Below are 16992 nucleotides of genomic sequence, written 5' to 3'. Positions count from 1 at the left end.
GATCCTGGTCTGGAGGGGAGGATTCGAGGCTACGGGCGCGGGCGCCGCGTTCCAAGAGAGCCGTCGGCACACCAATGATGCCGATCGATCAATGGTTCTACCATACTACAGCGCGCGCGCCGCGTCACCCCACGGCGACCCGCATGCGGCGGCGCGCGGCATCACTGCTTCTCGATGCCGGCTTCCTGCACGATGCGCTGGTACTTCGCGGTCTCGCGGGCGAGCAGTGCCCGGTACTCGGTCGGCGTCATCGATACCGGATCCATGCCGGCGGCGACGTAGCTCTGCCGCACGTCGTCGGCGGCGACCGCCCGGGCGATCTCGCGGTGCAGGCGCTCCACGATCGGCTCGGGCGTGCCGGCCGGCGCGAGGATCCCGATCCAGCTGTTGAAGTCGAAGTCCTTGTAGCCGAGCTCCTGCATCGTTGGGACCTGCGGGAACGCCGACGTGCGCTTGCCGCTCAGCACCGCCAGCGGCTTGGTGCGGCCGGCCTGGATCAGCCGGGTCGCCGAGCCGAGCGAATCGGGCTGCACCGACAGGCGCCCGCCGACCAGGTCGTTGGCGGCATCGCCGGGCCCCTTGTAGGCGATCGCGCGGAAGTCGGTGCGCGACTGGATCTTCAGCGATTCCATCGCGAGCAGGAACAGGCCCGCCGAGTTGCCGTAGGTCATGCTGCCGGGTGCCTTGCGGGCGGCGGCCAGCAGGTCGGCGACGCTGTCGTAGGGCGCTTCCTTCGCGGCCATCAGCACGAGCGTGGTGCCGGCGATCACCGCCACCGGCTGGAACTCGCGCAGCAGGTCGAACGGCGGCGTCTTCATGATGGCCGCCGGCACCGCGGTCGACGACACCGAGCCGACGACCAGCGTGTAGCCGTCGGGCCTGGCGCGCGCCACCGCCTGCATGCCGAGTGCCCCGTTCGCGCCCGGGCGATTCTCGACCAGCACCGGCTGGCCGAGCGGGCCGGCGATCTTCTGTGCCACCGCGCGTGCCGCGATGTCGGAGGTGCTGCCGGGCGGGAACGGTACGACCAGATGGATCGCCTGGTTCGGATAGTCGGACTGCGCGTGCGCGGTGGCGCAGAGCGCGAGCGCCACGGCAGCGAGGATCGTCTTCATCGGTGGTCTCCGTTCGTCGATGTCCGATCGGCCCTCGGCCTGCCGGCCCGGCCGATCCGTGAGCGGCACGCTCGCACGCTGCGCGCGGCGGCGTTCATTCGGCGCGGATGTCGCGCTCCCTGATGATCGCGCTCCAGCGCGTCACGTCCTGACGGATGTAGGCGGTGACGGCGGCCGGCCGGCCGGTGTCGACCGCGACGCCGAGGCCTTCGAAGCGGCGCCGCACGTCGTCGGTCGCGAGCGCACTCGCGAGCGCCTTCTGCACCGGCGCGAGCGCCGGCTCGGGCGTGCCCGCCTTCGCCATCAGCGCGAACCACGAGTAGAGGACGAAGCCCGGCACCGCGCGCTGCACGAGATCGGCCTTCGGGTCGAGCGGCGACGGCTCCTCGGAGGTCACCGCGATCAGCTTGATGCGCCCCGAGGCGATGTGCGCCCGCATCGCGTCGGTCGGCGTCGTGAGCAGCACCTGCACTTCGTTGCCGAGCAGCGCGTTGAGCGTCGGCGCCTGGCCCTTGTACGGCACGTGCGTCATCTGCAGCCCGGCCTGCTTGGCGAGCAGCTCGGACCCGAGGTGGCCGAGCGAGCCGATGCCGGCGCTCGCGTAGTTGAGCTTGCCGGGGTTGGCGCGCGCATAGGCGATGAACGACGCCATGTCGTTGGCCGGCACCGCCGAGCTGACGACGAGCTGCATGGTCGCCTTGGCGATCATCGACACCGGCACGAAGTCCTTCAGCGGGTCGAAGCTCGCGGCCTTCTGCAGCAGCGGCGTGACCGCGCTCGGCCCGTTGTTGCCGAGGAAGAAGGTGTTGCCGTCGGCCGGCGCGCGCAGGACCTGCTGCGCACCGAGCGCACCGCCGGCGCCCGGCACGTTCTCGATCAGCACCGTGGCGCCGAGCGCCTGCTGCAGCGGGCCCTGGAGGATGCGCGCCATCGCGTCCGTCGGACCCCCCGGCGCGTAGGGAACGACGATGCGGATGGTGCGGTCGGCGGCGAGCGCCGGCGTGGACACGCAGGCGGCGATCAGCGAGGCGGCGATGAACGAGCGTCTTTGCATGGCGGGTCTCCTCGGCGGATGTTCGGCGCCGCTGCCGCGCCCCGCAAGCGGGCGTCGCGCACAGAACATGTGATCGCGCTTCAAGGATCGCACCGTGCCGCGCCGGCACAGCTGGTGTGCGGGCGCGTGGATTGTTCGGGGCGTCCGAGTGGCTACGCTTGCACGCCCGAAGTTCCCGAACCCAGCCACGCGAGGAAAGACGCATGTCCAACTACGAGAAGTACCGTGACCTCAAGATCGAGGTCGCCGACAAGGTCGCGACCGTCACGCTGAACCGGCCCCAGGCGCGCAACGCGATCGACCAGCGCCTCATCCGCGAGCTGCGCACGATCTGGGACGACCTCGCCGACGACATGGCCGTGAACGCGGTGGTCGTGACCGGGTCGGGCGATTTCTTCAGCGTCGGCGGCGACGTCAAGGCGATGTCCGAGCGGCCCGGCGGCGACGTCCTCGAGGAAGGCGAGGTGCACGATCCGATGATCAGCCGGCGCCTCGTCAACCGCCTGCTCGAGCTCGACAAGCCGATCGTCTGCGCGATCAACGGCGACTGCATCGGCCTCGCGGCGACGATCGCGCTGCTCTGCGACGTGACGGTGATGAGCGACGCCGCGCGCATCGGCGACACCCACGTCAGCCGCGTCGGGCTCGTCGCCGGCGACGGCGGCACCGTCATCTGGCCGCTGCTCGTCGGCGTCTCGAAGGCCAAGGAGTTCCTGATGCGCGGCACCCTGCTCAAGGGGCCGGAGGCCGAGCGCATCGGCCTCGTCAACCACTGCGTCGCCAAGGGCGAGGTGCTCGCCAAGGCACGCGAGATCGCGACCGAGCTCGCGAATGGTCCGACCTGGGCGATCCGCTGGACCAAGCTCTCGATCAACCAGATCGTCAAGGAGCGCGTCAACCACCTGCTCGAGGCGTCGATGGCGCTCGAGCAGGTGACCTTCGAGACCGCCGATCACAAGGAGGCGACGCTCTCGTTTAAAGAAAAGCGCAAGCCGAGGTTCGGGCAGGCGGGCTGACGCGAGCCGGGCTGCGCGGCGGCCCTTTGCGCCCGACGGCTGCAGGGCCGCCGGGCGCTTTCGTCCGGGCCGGCGATCGGCCGGCGACCCGCGGCGCCTGCCTTGGTGCCGCGCGGTGCCTCGCTCAGCGCGGCAAGCCCAGCCCGCGCTGTGCGATCAGGCTGCGCTGGATCTCGTTGGTGCCGATGCTGATCACCCACATCAGCGAGTGGCGCAGCTGCTGCTCGAAGCGGCCGTTCGCCAGCGCGCCCGGCGCGTCCTGCGAGAGCGCGGCGCGCGGGCCGAGCAGGTCGAGCGCGGCCTCGCCGTAGCGCTCCATCAGCTCGCCCGAGAACACCTTGCTGATCGCGCCCATCTCGGGCGGCGTGGTGCCGCCGGTCGCGAGCTCGGCGCAGTGGATCATCAGCCGGCGGCCGACCTCGATCTCGGCGGCGAGCTGACCGATGCGGTCGCGCACCAGCGGGTCGTCGCGCAGCGCGGGGTTGGCGCGGAGCGCGCTGCAGAGGCCCTCGAAGCCGTGCGCGACCTTCAGCACGATGCCGCCGCCGATGAGCCCGCGCTCGTTGGCGAGCGCGTCGGTCAGCACCTTCCAGCCGCCGTTCACCGGGCCGACGATCGCGTCGAGCGGGATCCGCACGCCGTCGTAGAAGATGTTGGCGAAGCTGCCGTCGTACATGGTGGCTGCCGGCTTCACGGTGATGCCGGGCGTGTCCATCGGCACGATGAACATGCTGATGCCGGCGTGCGGCGGCTTGGCGTCGCGGTCGGTGCGCGCCGCGAGGAACATGTATTTGCCCCAGTAGGTGGTGGTCCAGATCTTCTGGCCGTTGATCACCCACTGGTCGCCGTCGCGAACCGCGCTGGTCCGCAGCGACGCCAGGTCGGAGCCGCTGTCGGGCTCGCTGTAGCCCATGCCGTGCATCGCTTCGCCGCGCAGGATCTCCGGGAGGTAGCGGCGCTTCTGCTCGGCGCTGCCGTGCATGATCAGCGCGTTGGCCTGCACCGACGCGCCGATGCGCGGTGCCTCGGCGCGCTCCATCACCTCGATGAACGCGAGCTGCTCGAGCGGCGAGCGCGCCTGCCCGCCGAACTCGCGCGGCCAGGCGAGGCCAAGCCAGCCGGTGGTGCCGAGGTCGCGCGCGAACGACGGGTCGAACTCGCGGTCGTGGAACGGCTTGGCGTCGAACGCCGCCTTGCGCGCGCCCGACCAGTGCTCGGCGAGCCAGGCGCGCACCTCGTCGCGGAACGCGTTGCCGGCGGGGCCGAGGTCGTACTCCGGGATGCTGCGCGCGTCGTCGCGCGCCAGCAGGCGCGCCGCCAGCGCCTCGCGCGCCACGCGTGCGCCGCCGAGCACGACGGTGTCGAGGTGCACCCGGCGAAAGTGGCGCGGCGCCTCGTGCTCCTCGGCGTAGCCGATCGCGCCGAACGCGTGCTGCGTCTCGAGCGCGACCTTGCGCAGCGCCGTGCCGGCGAACGCGATCGCCGCCTCGGCGAAGTAGCCGAAGTCGGCCAAGCCGAAGTCGAACGCCTCGGCCGCGTGCTCGATCGTGAGGCGCACGCCCTCGAGCGCGATCAAGTTGTCGGCGAGCTTGTGCTGGATCGCCTGGAAGCGGCCGATCGGCTGGCCGAACTGGCGCCGCTCCTTGGCGTAATCGACCACCATCTCGAACGCGCGTCGGGCCGCGCCATGGGCCCGCGCGATCAGCAGCACGCCGACCGCGAGACGAAGCGCCGCGAGGCGCTCGTCGCCGATCGCGATCGATTCGGCGGGCACCTGGTCGAGCGTGATCTCGGACCAGCCCGCGGTGCCGAGTGCACGCGTCGGCGTCACCCGTGCGCCGGCGTGGCGCAGGTCGACGACCGCCAGGCCGTCGGGCGTCGCGACCACGAGGTCGGTCGCCGCGCCGGCGGCGTCGACGAAGCGGAGCGAGCCGCAGAGCGCCTCGCCGCGCCAGTCGAGGCTCGCGGTCTGCGGGTCGGGGTCGAGCTCGCCGAGCGACATCGCGACGCGGGCGTCACCCGTCTGCACGCGCTCGAGCAGCCTTGTCGCGATCGGCGAAGCGGTCGGCTCCGCACGCAACGCAAGGTTGACGAGCGCCGCACCGAGCGCCGGCACCGGCGCGGCAGCGCGGCCGAGTTCCTCCATCACGATCGCGAGCTCGCGCAGACCGCCGGTCTCGGGGTCGGCGCCGAGCCCGGCGAGGCCCTGGCCCACCAGGCCGTCCCAGAGCGATGCCGCCGCGTCGTCCGAGTTGCGCCCGGCGCTGCCGCGGCTCTCGAGGAAGCCGCGCAGCGACTCGCGCAGCAGGGCGCGCTCCTCGGCGCCCGGCAGGCTGCTGCGGTCGACGCCGCTCATCATCGCCCGACCACGCCGTCGGCCTGCAGCTCGGCGATCTGGCGGTCCGACAGGCCGAGCACCTCGTGCAGGACCTCGGCGCCGTGCTCGCCGAGACCGGCCACGCACGGGCGCGCCGCAGTCGGCGTCGCCGACAGCCGGAACGGCGCGTTGGCGACCAAGAAGCTGTCGTCGCCGCTGCCGAGCCGCGCCAGGCCGCCGCGCTCGGCGACCTGCGGGTCGGCCATCGCCTCGGCGACGCTGCGGTAGCGCGAACACGGGACGCCCGCCTTCATCAGCACCGCCTCGCACTCGGCGCCGCTGCGCTGGCGGGTCCAGCCCTCGATCAGCGCAAGCAGCGCCGACCAGTTGGCCTCCTTGTCGGCGACCGTCGCGAAGCGTGGGTCGGTCTTCGCCTCGGGATGGCCGATCACGTCGAACAGTACGTCCAGGTTCTTCTGCGTGACCGCCGCGACCATCACGAAGCCGTCGTTCGCCTGCACCGGCTCGTAGACCTGACGCGGCCGCTCGGGCGGAAACTGCGCCGCCTGCATCTCGTAGATCAGCATCGAGAGCACCGAGTCCATCAGCGAGACGTCGATGTACTGGCCCGAGCCGCTCTTCTCGCGCTCGTAGAGCGCGAGCTGGATCGCGCCGAACGCGTGCGACGCGCCCAGCACGTCGGCGATGAAGATGCCGTTGTTCGAAGGGCGCGAGCTGCCGCGCTGGTATTCGGTGTACGCGAGCTCGTAACCCGACGCCGCGTGGATGACCGGCGCGTAGGCGGGCGCCTGCGCCCTCGGGCCGGTCTGACCGAAACCCGAAATCGACGCATAGACGAGGCGCGGGTTGCCGCGCGCGAGCGTCTCGTAGTCGAGGCCGAGCCGCTTCATGACGCCCGGGCGGAAGTTCTCGACCACCACGTCGGCGGCGAGCGCGAGCTCGCGCGCGAGGCGCTTGCCGGCGTCGCTCTGCAGGTCCAGCACGATGCTGCGCTTGCCGCAGTTCATCGACGCGTAGTAGGTGCTGACGCCGCCGCGCAGCGGCGGGCGCTGGCGCACCACGTCGCCGTCGGGCGGCTCGATCTTGATCACGTCGGCGCCGGCATCGGCGAGCAGCCGGGTGCACATCGGCCCCGACATCACGATCGTGAAGTCGACGACCCGCAGGCCGGCGAGCGCGTCGGGCCTCGAAGCTTGTTTCATGACGCCACGGTCCGGTTGAGTGGAGGCGCCAGCTTCGGGTGATTCGGCGGGAGCGGCAATGCCTCGGGCGGAACAGCATCTGTGCGCCGGCGGCAAGGCCGGAGGCCGTTCGACGGCGCGAAGCCCGGCTACGGGGCACGCGACCGCGCGGCAAGGCGGCGCTGCTACGGTGCCGGCGGCCTTGCGGGTGGCGCCGCGTCGGGCGCCCGCTCGCCGCCGAAGTGCGCCTCGACGTGATCGAGGAACGCGCGCACGCGCGGGCTGAGGTGGCGCCGGCTCGGGTAGACCGCGAAGATCGGCTCGCTCTCGTTGGCGTAGTCGTCGAGCACCGTCACGAGCCGCCCGGCGGCCAGGTCGTCGGCGACGTGGTAGTCGGCAAGGCGCGCGAGGCCGTTCCCCGCGACCGCCAGCGCGCACAGCATGTCGCCGTTGTTGGCGACCAGGTTGGACTTGGGCACCACCGTGTGCACCTCGTCGCCGCGGCGCAGCGGCCATTGGCTGCGGAAGGCGCCCTGCAGGAAGTTGAGGCACTGGTGGTGCGCGAGGTCGTCGGGCGTGGTCGGCACGCCGGCGCGCGCCAGATACGCCGGGGCGGCGCAGATGCGCCAGCGCGTGCTGGCAACGCGCCGTGCCACCAGCGTCGAGTCGGGGATGCTGCCGCTCTGGAACGAGACGTCGATCTGCTGCTCGAAGAGGTCGGGCGGCGTCGCCGCGAGCACGAATTCGACGCGCAAGCCCGGGTACTGCTCGACGAACGACGCCATCAGCGGCGCGAGACGCCCGCGCGCGAACGCCGGCGTGCTGCTGACGCGCAGGGTGCCGCTGACTTCGCCGCTCGCCGGCCCGAGCGACTCCTCGGCCTCCTCGAGCGCCTGCATCACCTTCTGCGCCGCCGACAGGAACCGCTCGCCTTCCTGCGTGAGCTTGAGCACCCGCGAGGTGCGATGGAACAGACGCACGCCGAGCCGGTTCTCGAGCCGCTGCACGACCTTGCTGATCGTCGACGGGTCGAGGTCGAGGCTGCGCGCGGCAGCCGAGAAGCTGGTCTCCTCGGACACCCGCAGGAAGAAGACGAGTTCGCGAATGTTTTCGTACATGGCCAGTGGTGCGCTTGCCTGGCGCGCGGATGCAACTCGCACCCTTCGACACGCGCGGGCTGCGCCAACAAGTTGGCGAACGGCGGCAGTCCGGGCGAACGAAGGCGCGACGCGGCCGAACGGCCACCTAGACTGCCCGGCGCATTTTCAACCTGTCGCACGCACCCTTCTATCGACGGCTCGCCGAGCCTTGTTAGCCACGACGTGCTGCATTCCCCAGCCACCGCCGACCGCAAGCCTGCGGCCGGCCCCGGAGACACCATGCCCCCGATCCTGAACCGCCGAACCGTGGGCCTGATGCTCGCGGCTCTCGTGCTCGCCGGCTGCGCGAGCCGGCCCGCCGCGCCCGAATTGCCCAAGCCCGTGGTCAAGACGGTCGGCCTGCTGCCGGTCGCCGAGCCGGCCGAGATCACGCTCGAGAACCTGAACGCGATCTCGCTGTTCTCGCCGATCACGTCGGTCGGCTTCGCGCAGGACAGCCGGGTCAAGAACCGCCAGCTGGTCGAGAAGCTCACCGCGCAGAAGCTCGCCCTCGGCGGCGAGCTCACTGCGCACCTGACCCAGGCGCTCGAGAAGAGCGGCTACCGCGTCGTGCTGCTGACCGACGTGCCGCGCAAGCCCGACGATCCCGACTACATCGAGTACGAGAAGGTGAAGACCGACGCCGACGCGGTGCTGCACGTGTACTACCACCGGGTCGGGCTCTACTCGGGACGCTTCTCGATCGACTACCTGCCGCGCGTGAACATCGGCGCCACGCTCTATTCGACCCAACGCAAGGAAGAGCTGTACGGCGAGTACCTGTACTACGGGGTCGACGCGCGCGAAGGCAAGGACTGGGCCGTGGTGGCCGATCCGCGCTATGCCTGGCCGTCGTTCGACGTCGTGATGGAGAAGTCCGAGGAGATCGGCAACGTGTTCAAGACCGGCGGCCGCCTGCTCGTCGATCGGCTGATTCCGCAGCTGCGCGCCAGCCACAACTGAGGCGGCGCGTCGCGGGCGCCTACCGTGCGGGCCGCGCCGGCTCGCGCGGCACCTCGCACGCTGCATCGCGCGGCAGCGGGAGCGCCGGCGCGAGGTCGCGCCAGAGCGCTTCCCAGACCGGCCAGTCGTGGCCGCCCGGCGCGGTGAACGCCCGGCCCGCCGGCAGTGCCGCGTCGAGCAGGCGGTCGCTCGTCGCGAAGCGGTCGCTGCGCCCGTACGCGAGGTAGAGCCGCGTCGACGTCGCGCCGGCCGCTGCGCGCTGCAGCCAGCGCCAGAGCGCCACGTCGGCGGCGTCGGCATCGAGCCAGCCGGGCGGCGACCAGCGCACGAGCCCGCCTGCGTTGCCGATCGACTGCGTGATGCGGTACTCGCCGAGGTACGGCGCGATCGCGACGATGCCCGCGACGGACGGCTCGGCGCCGCGCGCGGTCGCCGCGTGCAGCAGCGCGCCGTAGGCGCCGATCGAGATGCCGACCAGCCAGACCTCGCGGTAGCCGCGCGCGCCGGCCGGCGCGAGCACGTCGGCGCGCAGCCGCTCGAGCACGCTGCGTTCGCTGTAGTAGCCGAGGTGGGCATCGACCAGCAGCAGGTCGGCGGCGACGCGCTGGCGGCGCAGGGCATCGACGAAGCCGTGCGCCACGAAGTCCTCCGGCGTCGAGTACGAGCCCGGGAGGAAGACGACCAGCGTCGACGCCGGTGTCGCGCAAGGCGCGGCGAGCGCGATCGTGCGCAGCGGAACGCGCGTCGGCTGCAGCGCGCCGCAGCCCGCGAGCAGCATGAGCGCCGCGACGAGCGCGGCGCGCCCGGCCCGCGAGGGGCCGACGAGCACGGGTGCGAGCGAGACGTTCGACGGGCGCATGGCGAAGTCGACGCATCGTAGCGGCCTGCGCTGCGGCAGTGCGCCGCCGCTGCCATGCATGGGGTCGCGCGGGCTCGTCGACAGCGCGAGCGACGGCGGCGTGCCCTGCCGCCATGCAGCGCCGGTCGGTCGTACCAATCCGGCGACCGAGAGCGACGGCACCCCCCGCCGCGCCGCCACACCCTGCTGCCGACTGCGACGTTGCGCAAACACGCGCACCGCTTGTGTATCGTTCCGCGCGTGAGCACGCTCATGCCCCGCCTCGGCATCCTCGCGGTGTTGATCGCGCTGGCGAACTGTGGTGGTCTCGACGGCGGAACCGTCAGCGGCCGGCTCGGACGCCAGATCCGCAACCCGGCGGTGACGCACGTCGACCTCGCGTCGGTGACGTCGTTCGGCTGGGACGAGGTGTTCCTTTTCCCGCCGCAGACGCCGCGCGCCAGCGTCTGCGCCACGCTGGCCGTGCGCGAGCGTTTCTGCCGCCTCATCGTGCGCACCGAGTCGCTCGATGACGAGACGATGACGATCGCGTTCCGCAAGCAGGGCCGGGTGACCCACGCCGAGCTGCATCGGCGCATCAACGGCGACTTCCTGCCGCTCGACAACGAGCAGCGGCTCAGGCGCGAGGACGCGCGCTTTCGGGTGGTCGCCGACGGCCTCGGCGACACCGGCGACGCGCTGCTGCGGCTGGTGCGCGAGTAGCCCCCGCCTCCCCCTCCTGACGCCGCCCGACGACGGCGCAAGAACGCACGTCGGCGCGCCTCGGTTGGCGGCACGCCGGCCGCTCAGGCCTTGAGGTCGAACTCGACGTGGACGAAATCGCCGCGGTAGGTGACCTCGCCGAGGTAGATCACGCGTCGCCCGGCGCTGGTGAACACGCGCCGCACGTCGGCGACCGGCGCGTTGACGCTGATCGCGAGCAGGCGCGCGATCTCGAGGTCGGCGGTCGAGATCGTCAGCACCTGGCGCGCGGTCGCGATCCTCACGTCCGGCAGTGCGGTGAGCAGCGGAATCACCGTCTCCTTGCGAAAGCGCGCCGGGGCGCGCCGGAAGATCTCCGCGTCGAGGTAGATGTCGATCACGCAGTACGGCCGCCCCTCGTGCGCGTGGACGCGCCGCATGTAGACGTACTGCGGCGCGGCGACGCCGTCGGCGTCGGTCAGCAGCGGGCTGCGCGTCGACTCGTCGATGCTGAGGATGGTCGGCTGGGTGTCGCGGTAGACGTCGGCGAGGTTGCGCAGCGACGTCTCGACGCGCAGCCACCGGTCGCTGCGCGGCGCGCCGGTGACGAAGGTGCCGCGCCCGCGCTGCGGCGACACGAGGCCGTCGCGCGCGAGTCGCTCGATCGCCTGCCGCACCGTAACGCGCGCGACGTGGAACTCGCCGACCAGCTGGTCGAGCGACGGCAGGCGATCGCCCTCCTTCCACACGCCCTTGGCGATGCGCTGCCGGAACAGCTCGGCGAGCTGGACGTAGAGCGGAACCTCGGCGTTGTCGAGGATCATGCCGGCGCAGCTTCGGCCGCCTCGCGCGTGCCGTCGCGGCGCAGCGTGCCGGCGTCCTCGAGCACTAGCGCGGCGCCCTTCTCGCCGATCATGATCGCCGCCGCGTTGGTGTTGGTCGAGACGACGCGCGGCATCACCGACGCGTCGATCACGCGCAGGCGCTCGACGCCGCGCACGCGCAGGCGCGCGTCGACCACCGAGCGTGCGTCGCCGCCCATGCGGCAGGTGCCGGCCGGGTGGAACACGGTGCCGCCCTTGGCACGCGCGAAGGCCTCGAGCGCGTCGGCGCTGGCGACGTCGTTGCCCGGCAGGTATTCGACGCCGGTGACGAGGCCGCGGAACGCCGGCTGCGCGTAGATCTCGCGCAGGATGCGAAGCCCCGCGACCAGCACCTTGGCATCGTGCGGATGCGTCAGGTAGCCGGCGCGGATGCGCGGCAGCGCGAGCGGGTCGGCGCTCGCGAGCTCGACGCTGCCGGTCGACTCGGGCCGGCACTGCGCAGCCGACGCCGAAAAGCCCGAGAAGCGGTGCAGCGGGTCGCCGGGCTTGTCGACCGAGAGCGGCATCACGTTGAACAGCACGTCGGCGCGGCCGCCGCTCGCGTGCTCGGTGGCGACGAGGCCGCCGACCTGGCCGGCGCCGACCGTGAGCGGGCCGCGCCTGCCGAACAGCCACTGCGCGCCCATCTGCGCGAGGCGCAGCGGGTTGCGCACGTCGTCGTTGAGCGAGCGGCGCTCCTTGAGCTTGACGATCACGCGCGCCTGGTAGTGGTCCTGCAGGTTGGCGCCGACGTCGGGCGCGTCGACGACCACCGGGACGCCGTGGCGCTGCAGCAGCGCCGCGAGGCCGATGCCCGACAGCTGCAGCAGGTGCGGCGATTGCAGCGCGCCGGCGGCGACGATGACCTCGGCGTCGGCGCGCGCGTCGCCGTGCGCAGCGGTGGCCGTGACGCCGTTCGCTGCAGCGGTCGCGGCGTTGGAATCAGCGCGCACCCACTCGATGCCGGTCGCGCGGCCGTGCTCGACGACCACGCGCGTGACCTGCACGCCGGTCAGCACCGTGAGATTCGCGCGCTGGCGCACCGGGGCGAGGAAGGCGGTCGCGGCGTCGCAGCGCCAGTGGCCGCGCAGCGTGAGCTGGTAGCGGCCGAGGCCGTCGGACTGCGCGCCGTTGAAGTCGGCGGTGAGCGGGTAGCCGGCTTCGGCGCCGGCGGCGAGCCACGCCTCGCAGTACGGGTGGTCGTTGCGCAGGTCCGAGACGCCGAGCTCGCCGTCGGCGCCGTGCCACTCGCTCGCGCCACCCTCGTACGCCTCGGAACGCTTGAAGTACGGCAGGACGTCGCGGTAGCGCCAGCCGGCGGCGCCGTATCGGTCGGCCCAATCGTCGAAGTCGGCGTGCTGGCCGCGGATGTAGAGCAGGCCGTTGATCACGCTCGACCCGCCGAGCGCCTTACCGCGCGGCCACGCGATCGGCCGGTTCGCCGTCGACGCCTCCGGCTCGAGCGGAAACTGCCACGAGAAGCGCGGGTCGTAGATCGAGCGGAAGTAGCCGACCGGCAGGCGCAGCCAGAAGTGGCGCGCGTCGCGCCCCGCCTCGACGAGCAGCACCCGGCACGCCGGGTCGGCGCTCAGCCGGTTGGCGAGCACGCAGCCGGCCGAGCCGGCGCCGACCACGATGTAGTCGTAGCCGGCCGCGGTCACGGCGTGGATCGCGTCATCGGTCGGACGTTTCCGCGGTGCGCACGCACCCCGGCGCTGCGCACGCTCAGCCCTTGACCGTCTGCAGGTAGAGCTGCGGGTCGAAGTACTTCGCGGCCGGCACCGGGCTCGCGATGTTGCCGGCGGTCGCGAAGAAGTCGGTCACCTGCTGCAGCCACTTCGTCGCGGTGCCGTCGGCGTAGAGCTTTCGCCACTCGGCCGACGTGTAGTACTTCGAGAACTTCATCGAGTCCTTGAAGTCGGCGAGCGGCACGTCCTTGTACTGCGTCTTCTGCAGCGTCTCGGCGGCGGCGTCGAAGTTGGCGAGCATCTGGTCGTTGACCTCGGCCCAGCCGGCGACGAGCTGGCCGAGCGCCGCCTTGTTGCCGTCGTAGAAGTCGTTGCGCGCGGCCCAGCCGCCCATGATCGCCGCCTCCGGAAAGAACGCCGACGCGTCGACGATCTTGCGGGCGCTCGGCACCTTCTGCTTCACGGTCTGGTCGAACGGGACCCACAGCGCGACCGCGGGCACCGCGCCCGAGACGAACGAGGTCACCGCCTCGGCCATGCGCTGGTTGACGATCTGCACGTCCTTGCCCGGGTCGAGCTTGGCCGCGCGCAGGGCGCGGTCGAGGAACACGTGCGCCGTGGTGCCGGTCGTGGTCGAGATCTGCCTGCCCTTGAGATCGGCGACCGACTTGATCGCGTCGTCGCGCACCCAGAGCTGCGCGGTCGCGTACTCGATGTTGTTGAGCAGGAACACGCGGCCCTGCCCGCGCGCCGGGAAGTTGGACACCACGGCGCCGGTGGACAGCACGTCGAGGCTGCCGCCGATCATGGCCTGGAACAGCTCGAGGCCGGTCGTGAACTGGATCAGCTCCAGGTCGAGGCCGCGCCTGGCCCACGCGCCCGACTGCTGCCCGAGCCAGATCTGCCCGTCGACCGCCGGCGTGTGCAGGTAGCCGACGCGCAGCTTGGTGCGCGGCTGCGCGAACGCGTGCGGCGCGAAGCCGGCGACCGCGCCGGCGGCGCCGGCCTGGAGGAGGGTTCTGCGGCGAAGGGTCATGGTCGTCTCCTGGTGGTGGCGGGCAGCGCGCTCGCCGGGGTCGATGGCGGATGTTCCGCGGTATGCCCGCCTATTCCGACACGCGGGCGGCGAGCCGCGCCTGCGCCTCGTATTCCTGCATCACGAGGGCGCGGATCTGCGCGCGCAGCGCGGCGAAGCGCGGGTCCTCGTGCACCGACTCGTCGCGCGGGTAGCCGAACGGCACGTCAATCACCTCGCGCACGCGCGCCGGCCGCGCGGTGACGACGACGATGCGCGACGACAGGTAGATCGCCTCGTCGACCGAGTGCGTGATCAGCAGCACCGTCTTGCCCTCGGCCTTGAGCACGTCGAGCAGCAGGTCCTGCATGGCGCTGCGCGTCTGCGCGTCGAGCGCGCCGAACGGCTCGTCCATCAGCAGGAACTCGGGCTGAACCGCGTAGGCGCGGGCGAGCGCGAGGCGCTGGCGCATGCCGCCCGACAGGTGCTTCGGGAAGTGGTCGGCGAAGTCCGTGAGGCCCATCAGCCGCAGGTAGCGCTCGACGATCTCGGCGCGCTGTCCGGCGCGCGCGCGGTTCGCCGCCAAGCGCAGGCCGAACTCGATGTTGCCGCGCACCGTCAGCCACGGAAAGACGCCGTATTCCTGAAAGATCACGCCGCGATCGGGGCCCGGCGCGGCGACCGGCTTGTCGTCGAGCCGCACCTCGCCGCGCGTCGGCTTGACGAAGCCGCCGACGATGTTCATCAGCGTCGTCTTGCCGCAACCCGACGGGCCGATGATCGAGACGAACTCGCCCTGCGCGATGTCGAGGCTGACGCCGTCGACGACGCGCATCGGCCCGCTCGCCGTCGGGAAGTCGACGCCGACGTCGACGAAGCGGATGCGTGGATCGGCGCTCATGCAAGGCCCTCCGGTCGCGGCGCGACCACCTCCCCGCGGGAGGGCGCGCCACTCTCGGGCGGGCGTGCGGTGGCGCTCATGCGATCCGGTCCTGCCACGCCACGAGCCGGCGCGTCGCGGCACGCAGGGCGAGGTCCATGGCGAGCGCGATGAAGCCGATGCAGACGATGCCGACGTAGATGATGTCGAGCTGGAAGAACGACGACGCGTTCTGGATCAGCGCGCCGAGCCCCTGCTGCGCGGCGATCAGCTCCGACGCGACCAGCGTGGCCCACGCGACGCCGAGCGCGACACGCACCGCGGTCAGGATGTGCGGCACCGTCAGCGGCACGATCACCTTCGTGAAGATCTCGGCGTCGCTCGCGCCGAGGGTGCGCGCGACGCGCACGTAGATCGGGCTGATCTGGCCGATGCCCTCGACCATGACGATCACGCCGGCGAAGAACGACGCGTAGAACAGGATCACCATCTTGGCGACCTCGCCGATCCCGAAGTAGACGATCACGAGCGGGATCAGCGCGATCGGCGGCAGGGCGCGAAAGAAGTTGATCAGCGGGTCGACGAAGCTGCGCACGCCCCGATACCAGCCGATCGCGAAGCCGACCGGCACCGCGAGCAGCACGCCGAGGAACACGCCGACGAAGACGCGCTGGGTCGACATCCAGACGTCCATCGCGAGTCGGCCTTGCGCGAGCTCGGCGAACTTGGCGAGCACCGCATGCGGCGCCGGCACCAGTGCGGGGTTGACGAGTCCGCTCGCACGCACCGCGTACCAGAGCAGCAGGATGGCGAGCCACGGCGCCAGCAGCAGGGCGAGGGTGACCAGCCGGTTCCGACGTGCTTGCGGCTTCAAAGGACCATACGTACCATAGACCAGCACTTTATACCGCCGCCGATGAACCACGTCCACCGGGAAGATCCCGCCGCACCGCCGAGCGGCCCTGCCGCTCGGGGCTCCGGCGGCGCTGCAGCGCACGGCGGCCGCAGTGCCGTCGGCGACGCGGGACTCGCTCGCGTCGGCGGCGGCAGCGCGTCGATCGCGATCGCCCGCGTCGACGCGTTCGTGCTGCGCTGGCCGGTCGCGGTGCCGGTGCGCACCTCGTTCGGCACCATGCACGACCGCCCCGCGGTGCTGGTGCGGGTCGAGGACGCCGACGGTGCCGTCGGCTGGGGCGAGGCCTGGTGCAACTTCCCGTCGTGCGGCGCCGAGCACCGCGTCCGACTTGTCGAGACCGTGCTCGCGCCGCTGCTGGTCGGCCAGGCATTCGCGTCGCCCCTGCACGCGTGGGACGAGCTGACCCGGCGCACGGCGGTGCTGGCCATCCAGTCGGGCGAACCGGGCCCCATCGCACAGGCGATCGCCGGCATCGACACCGCGCTGCACGACCTCGCCGCACGCCGCGCCGGGCTGCCGCTGTGGCGCCACCTCGCGGCCGGTCGTGACGGCGCGGCGGGCCCGCGGGTGCCGGTCTACGCGAGCGGCATCAACCCGGACGGCCCCGGCGACGCCGTGCGCGCGCTGCGCGAAGCGGGCTACACGTCGTTCAAGCTCAAGGTCGGGTTCGGCGTCGACCGCGACGTCGACAACCTGGCGGCCGTGCGCGCCGCCGCCGGGCCCGAGGCCGCGGTGATGGTCGACGCGAACCAGGCGTGGGACTTCGACACGGCCACGGTGATGGCGGCGCGCCTCGCGCCGTTCGGCCCGGTGTGGCTCGAGGAGCCGCTGCGCGCCGACCGGACCTGGGACGAATGGCGGCGCCTGCGCGACTCGATCCCGGTCGCTCTCGCGGCCGGCGAGAACGCCATCGGCGACGGCGCCTTCGCCGCGCTGATCGCCTCGAACGCGATCTCGGTCGTGCAGCCCGACCTCGCCAAGTGGGGCGGCGTCTCGGGCGTGCTCGGCGTCGTCGAGCGCATCGACGCCGCAGGCCTGCGCTACTGCCCGCACTACCTCGGCGCCGGCATCGGCCTCCTCGCGTCGGCGCACCTGGTCGCGGCGCGCGGCGGCGCCGACAGCGTGCTCGAGGTCGACTCGAACGAGAACCCGCTGCGCACCCTGCTCTGCCCGCCGCTCGCGACGCTGCAGGACGGCTCGATCGCGCTGAGCGATGCCCCGGGTCTCGGGGTCGAGCCGGACCTCGCGGCGCTGCGCGAGCTCTGCCGCTAGCGCTGCGGCAGG

Annotated in this window: 15 protein-coding genes; 4 read left to right on the top strand and 11 right to left on the bottom strand. The window is 72.1% G+C overall.

What is annotated here, in order from left to right:
• Window positions 1–161 precede the first annotated feature (161 nt).
• The gene (locus tag HQN59_RS03055) at window positions 162–1115 is read right to left on the bottom strand and encodes a Bug family tripartite tricarboxylate transporter substrate binding protein (RefSeq protein ID WP_217703808.1); all 954 of its coding nucleotides are present in this window, start codon (window positions 1113–1115) and stop codon (window positions 162–164) included.
• Between the two features lie 94 nt (window positions 1116–1209).
• The gene (locus tag HQN59_RS03050) at window positions 1210–2169 is read right to left on the bottom strand and encodes a Bug family tripartite tricarboxylate transporter substrate binding protein (RefSeq protein WP_176065897.1); all 960 of its coding nucleotides are present in this window, start codon (window positions 2167–2169) and stop codon (window positions 1210–1212) included.
• A gap of 203 nt (window positions 2170–2372) precedes the next feature.
• Here HQN59_RS03050 and HQN59_RS03045 point away from each other — a divergent pair, with 203 nt between their 5' ends.
• Entirely contained in the window at window positions 2373–3185 is an 813-nt protein-coding gene (locus tag HQN59_RS03045; RefSeq protein ID WP_176065895.1) for an enoyl-CoA hydratase/isomerase family protein, read from the top strand.
• A 124-nt stretch (window positions 3186–3309) separates the two neighbouring features.
• Here HQN59_RS03045 and HQN59_RS03040 read toward each other — a convergent pair whose 3' ends face one another.
• From HQN59_RS03040 to HQN59_RS03030, 3 genes are all read right to left on the bottom strand, one after another.
• Complete coding sequence (locus HQN59_RS03040) at window positions 3310–5541, bottom strand: acyl-CoA dehydrogenase family protein (RefSeq protein ID WP_176065887.1); 2232 nt, start codon at window positions 5539–5541, stop codon at window positions 3310–3312.
• Window positions 5541–6725, bottom strand: a complete 1185-nt coding sequence (locus HQN59_RS03035; RefSeq protein WP_176065886.1) for a CaiB/BaiF CoA transferase family protein — start codon at window positions 6723–6725, stop codon at window positions 5541–5543. The genes HQN59_RS03040 and HQN59_RS03035 overlap by 1 nt, the downstream gene beginning before the upstream one ends.
• A 164-nt stretch (window positions 6726–6889) precedes the next feature.
• Window positions 6890–7822: a LysR family transcriptional regulator gene (locus tag HQN59_RS03030; RefSeq protein WP_176065884.1), complete on the bottom strand. Its 933-nt coding sequence runs from the start codon at window positions 7820–7822 to the stop codon at window positions 6890–6892.
• Window positions 7823–8083: 261 nt separating this feature from the next.
• On the opposite strand from HQN59_RS03030, the gene HQN59_RS03025 reads away from it, so the two are divergent.
• Window positions 8084–8806: a flagellar basal body L-ring protein FlgH gene (locus HQN59_RS03025; RefSeq protein WP_176065882.1), complete on the top strand. Its 723-nt coding sequence runs from the start codon at window positions 8084–8086 to the stop codon at window positions 8804–8806.
• A gap of 19 nt (window positions 8807–8825) precedes the next feature.
• Here HQN59_RS03025 and HQN59_RS03020 read toward each other — a convergent pair whose 3' ends face one another.
• Window positions 8826–9665: an alpha/beta hydrolase gene (locus HQN59_RS03020; protein ID WP_246294638.1), complete on the bottom strand. Its 840-nt coding sequence runs from the start codon at window positions 9663–9665 to the stop codon at window positions 8826–8828.
• 240 nt (window positions 9666–9905) lie between these two features.
• On the opposite strand from HQN59_RS03020, the gene HQN59_RS03015 reads away from it, so the two are divergent.
• Window positions 9906–10367, top strand: a complete 462-nt coding sequence (locus tag HQN59_RS03015) for a hypothetical protein (RefSeq protein WP_176065880.1) — start codon at window positions 9906–9908, stop codon at window positions 10365–10367.
• Between the two features lie 83 nt (window positions 10368–10450).
• Here HQN59_RS03015 and HQN59_RS03010 read toward each other — a convergent pair whose 3' ends face one another.
• From HQN59_RS03010 to HQN59_RS02990, 5 genes are all read right to left on the bottom strand, one after another.
• Window positions 10451–11170 carry a GntR family transcriptional regulator gene (locus HQN59_RS03010; protein ID WP_176065877.1) on the bottom strand — a complete coding sequence of 240 codons (720 nt, stop codon included), beginning with the start codon at window positions 11168–11170 and terminating at the stop codon, window positions 10451–10453.
• Window positions 11167–12870 carry a GMC family oxidoreductase N-terminal domain-containing protein gene (locus HQN59_RS03005; RefSeq protein ID WP_176065875.1) on the bottom strand — a complete coding sequence of 568 codons (1704 nt, stop codon included), beginning with the start codon at window positions 12868–12870 and terminating at the stop codon, window positions 11167–11169. The genes HQN59_RS03010 and HQN59_RS03005 overlap by 4 nt, the downstream gene beginning before the upstream one ends.
• Before the next feature lie 64 nt (window positions 12871–12934).
• Complete coding sequence (locus HQN59_RS03000; protein ID WP_176065873.1) at window positions 12935–13933, bottom strand: ABC transporter substrate-binding protein; 999 nt, start codon at window positions 13931–13933, stop codon at window positions 12935–12937.
• Between the two features lie 70 nt (window positions 13934–14003).
• Entirely contained in the window at window positions 14004–14813 is an 810-nt protein-coding gene (locus HQN59_RS02995) for an ABC transporter ATP-binding protein (protein ID WP_176065872.1), read from the bottom strand.
• A 76-nt stretch (window positions 14814–14889) separates the two neighbouring features.
• A complete protein-coding gene (locus tag HQN59_RS02990) occupies window positions 14890–15666 on the bottom strand; it encodes an ABC transporter permease (protein ID WP_246294637.1) in 777 nt (258 codons plus the stop codon).
• 42 nt (window positions 15667–15708) lie between these two features.
• Between HQN59_RS02990 and HQN59_RS02985 the strand changes: the two genes are divergently transcribed.
• Window positions 15709–16980 (top strand): mandelate racemase/muconate lactonizing enzyme family protein, encoded by a 1272-nt coding sequence (locus HQN59_RS02985; protein ID WP_176065870.1) that lies wholly within the window; start codon window positions 15709–15711, stop codon window positions 16978–16980.
• The last annotated feature ends 12 nt before the right edge of the window (window positions 16981–16992 follow it).

It is taken from the genome of Rhizobacter koreensis, from assembly GCF_013366375.1.
Lineage (GTDB): Bacteria > Pseudomonadota > Gammaproteobacteria > Burkholderiales > Burkholderiaceae_C > Schlegelella_A > Schlegelella_A koreensis.
Note: the sequence above shows the minus strand (reverse complement) of the source record. Positions and strands in the feature narration are given on the sequence as shown.

Coding starts and splice junctions, on each gene's coding strand:
- HQN59_RS03020 (WP_246294638.1), bottom strand. CDS start 9,665: ATGCGCCCGTCGAACGTCTCGCTCGCACCCGTGCTCGTCGGCCCCTCG.
- HQN59_RS03025 (WP_176065882.1), top strand. CDS start 8,084: ATGCCCCCGATCCTGAACCGCCGAACCGTGGGCCTGATGCTCGCGGCT.
- HQN59_RS03010 (WP_176065877.1), bottom strand. CDS start 11,170: ATGATCCTCGACAACGCCGAGGTTCCGCTCTACGTCCAGCTCGCCGAG.
- HQN59_RS03045 (WP_176065895.1), top strand. CDS start 2,373: ATGTCCAACTACGAGAAGTACCGTGACCTCAAGATCGAGGTCGCCGAC.
- HQN59_RS02995 (WP_176065872.1), bottom strand. CDS start 14,813: ATGAGCGCCGATCCACGCATCCGCTTCGTCGACGTCGGCGTCGACTTC.
- HQN59_RS03050 (WP_176065897.1), bottom strand. CDS start 2,169: ATGCAAAGACGCTCGTTCATCGCCGCCTCGCTGATCGCCGCCTGCGTG.
- HQN59_RS03040 (WP_176065887.1), bottom strand. CDS start 5,541: ATGAGCGGCGTCGACCGCAGCAGCCTGCCGGGCGCCGAGGAGCGCGCC.
- HQN59_RS03055 (WP_217703808.1), bottom strand. CDS start 1,115: ATGAAGACGATCCTCGCTGCCGTGGCGCTCGCGCTCTGCGCCACCGCG.
- HQN59_RS02985 (WP_176065870.1), top strand. CDS start 15,709: ATGAACCACGTCCACCGGGAAGATCCCGCCGCACCGCCGAGCGGCCCT.
- HQN59_RS03030 (WP_176065884.1), bottom strand. CDS start 7,822: ATGTACGAAAACATTCGCGAACTCGTCTTCTTCCTGCGGGTGTCCGAG.
- HQN59_RS03000 (WP_176065873.1), bottom strand. CDS start 13,933: ATGACCCTTCGCCGCAGAACCCTCCTCCAGGCCGGCGCCGCCGGCGCG.
- HQN59_RS03035 (WP_176065886.1), bottom strand. CDS start 6,725: ATGAAACAAGCTTCGAGGCCCGACGCGCTCGCCGGCCTGCGGGTCGTC.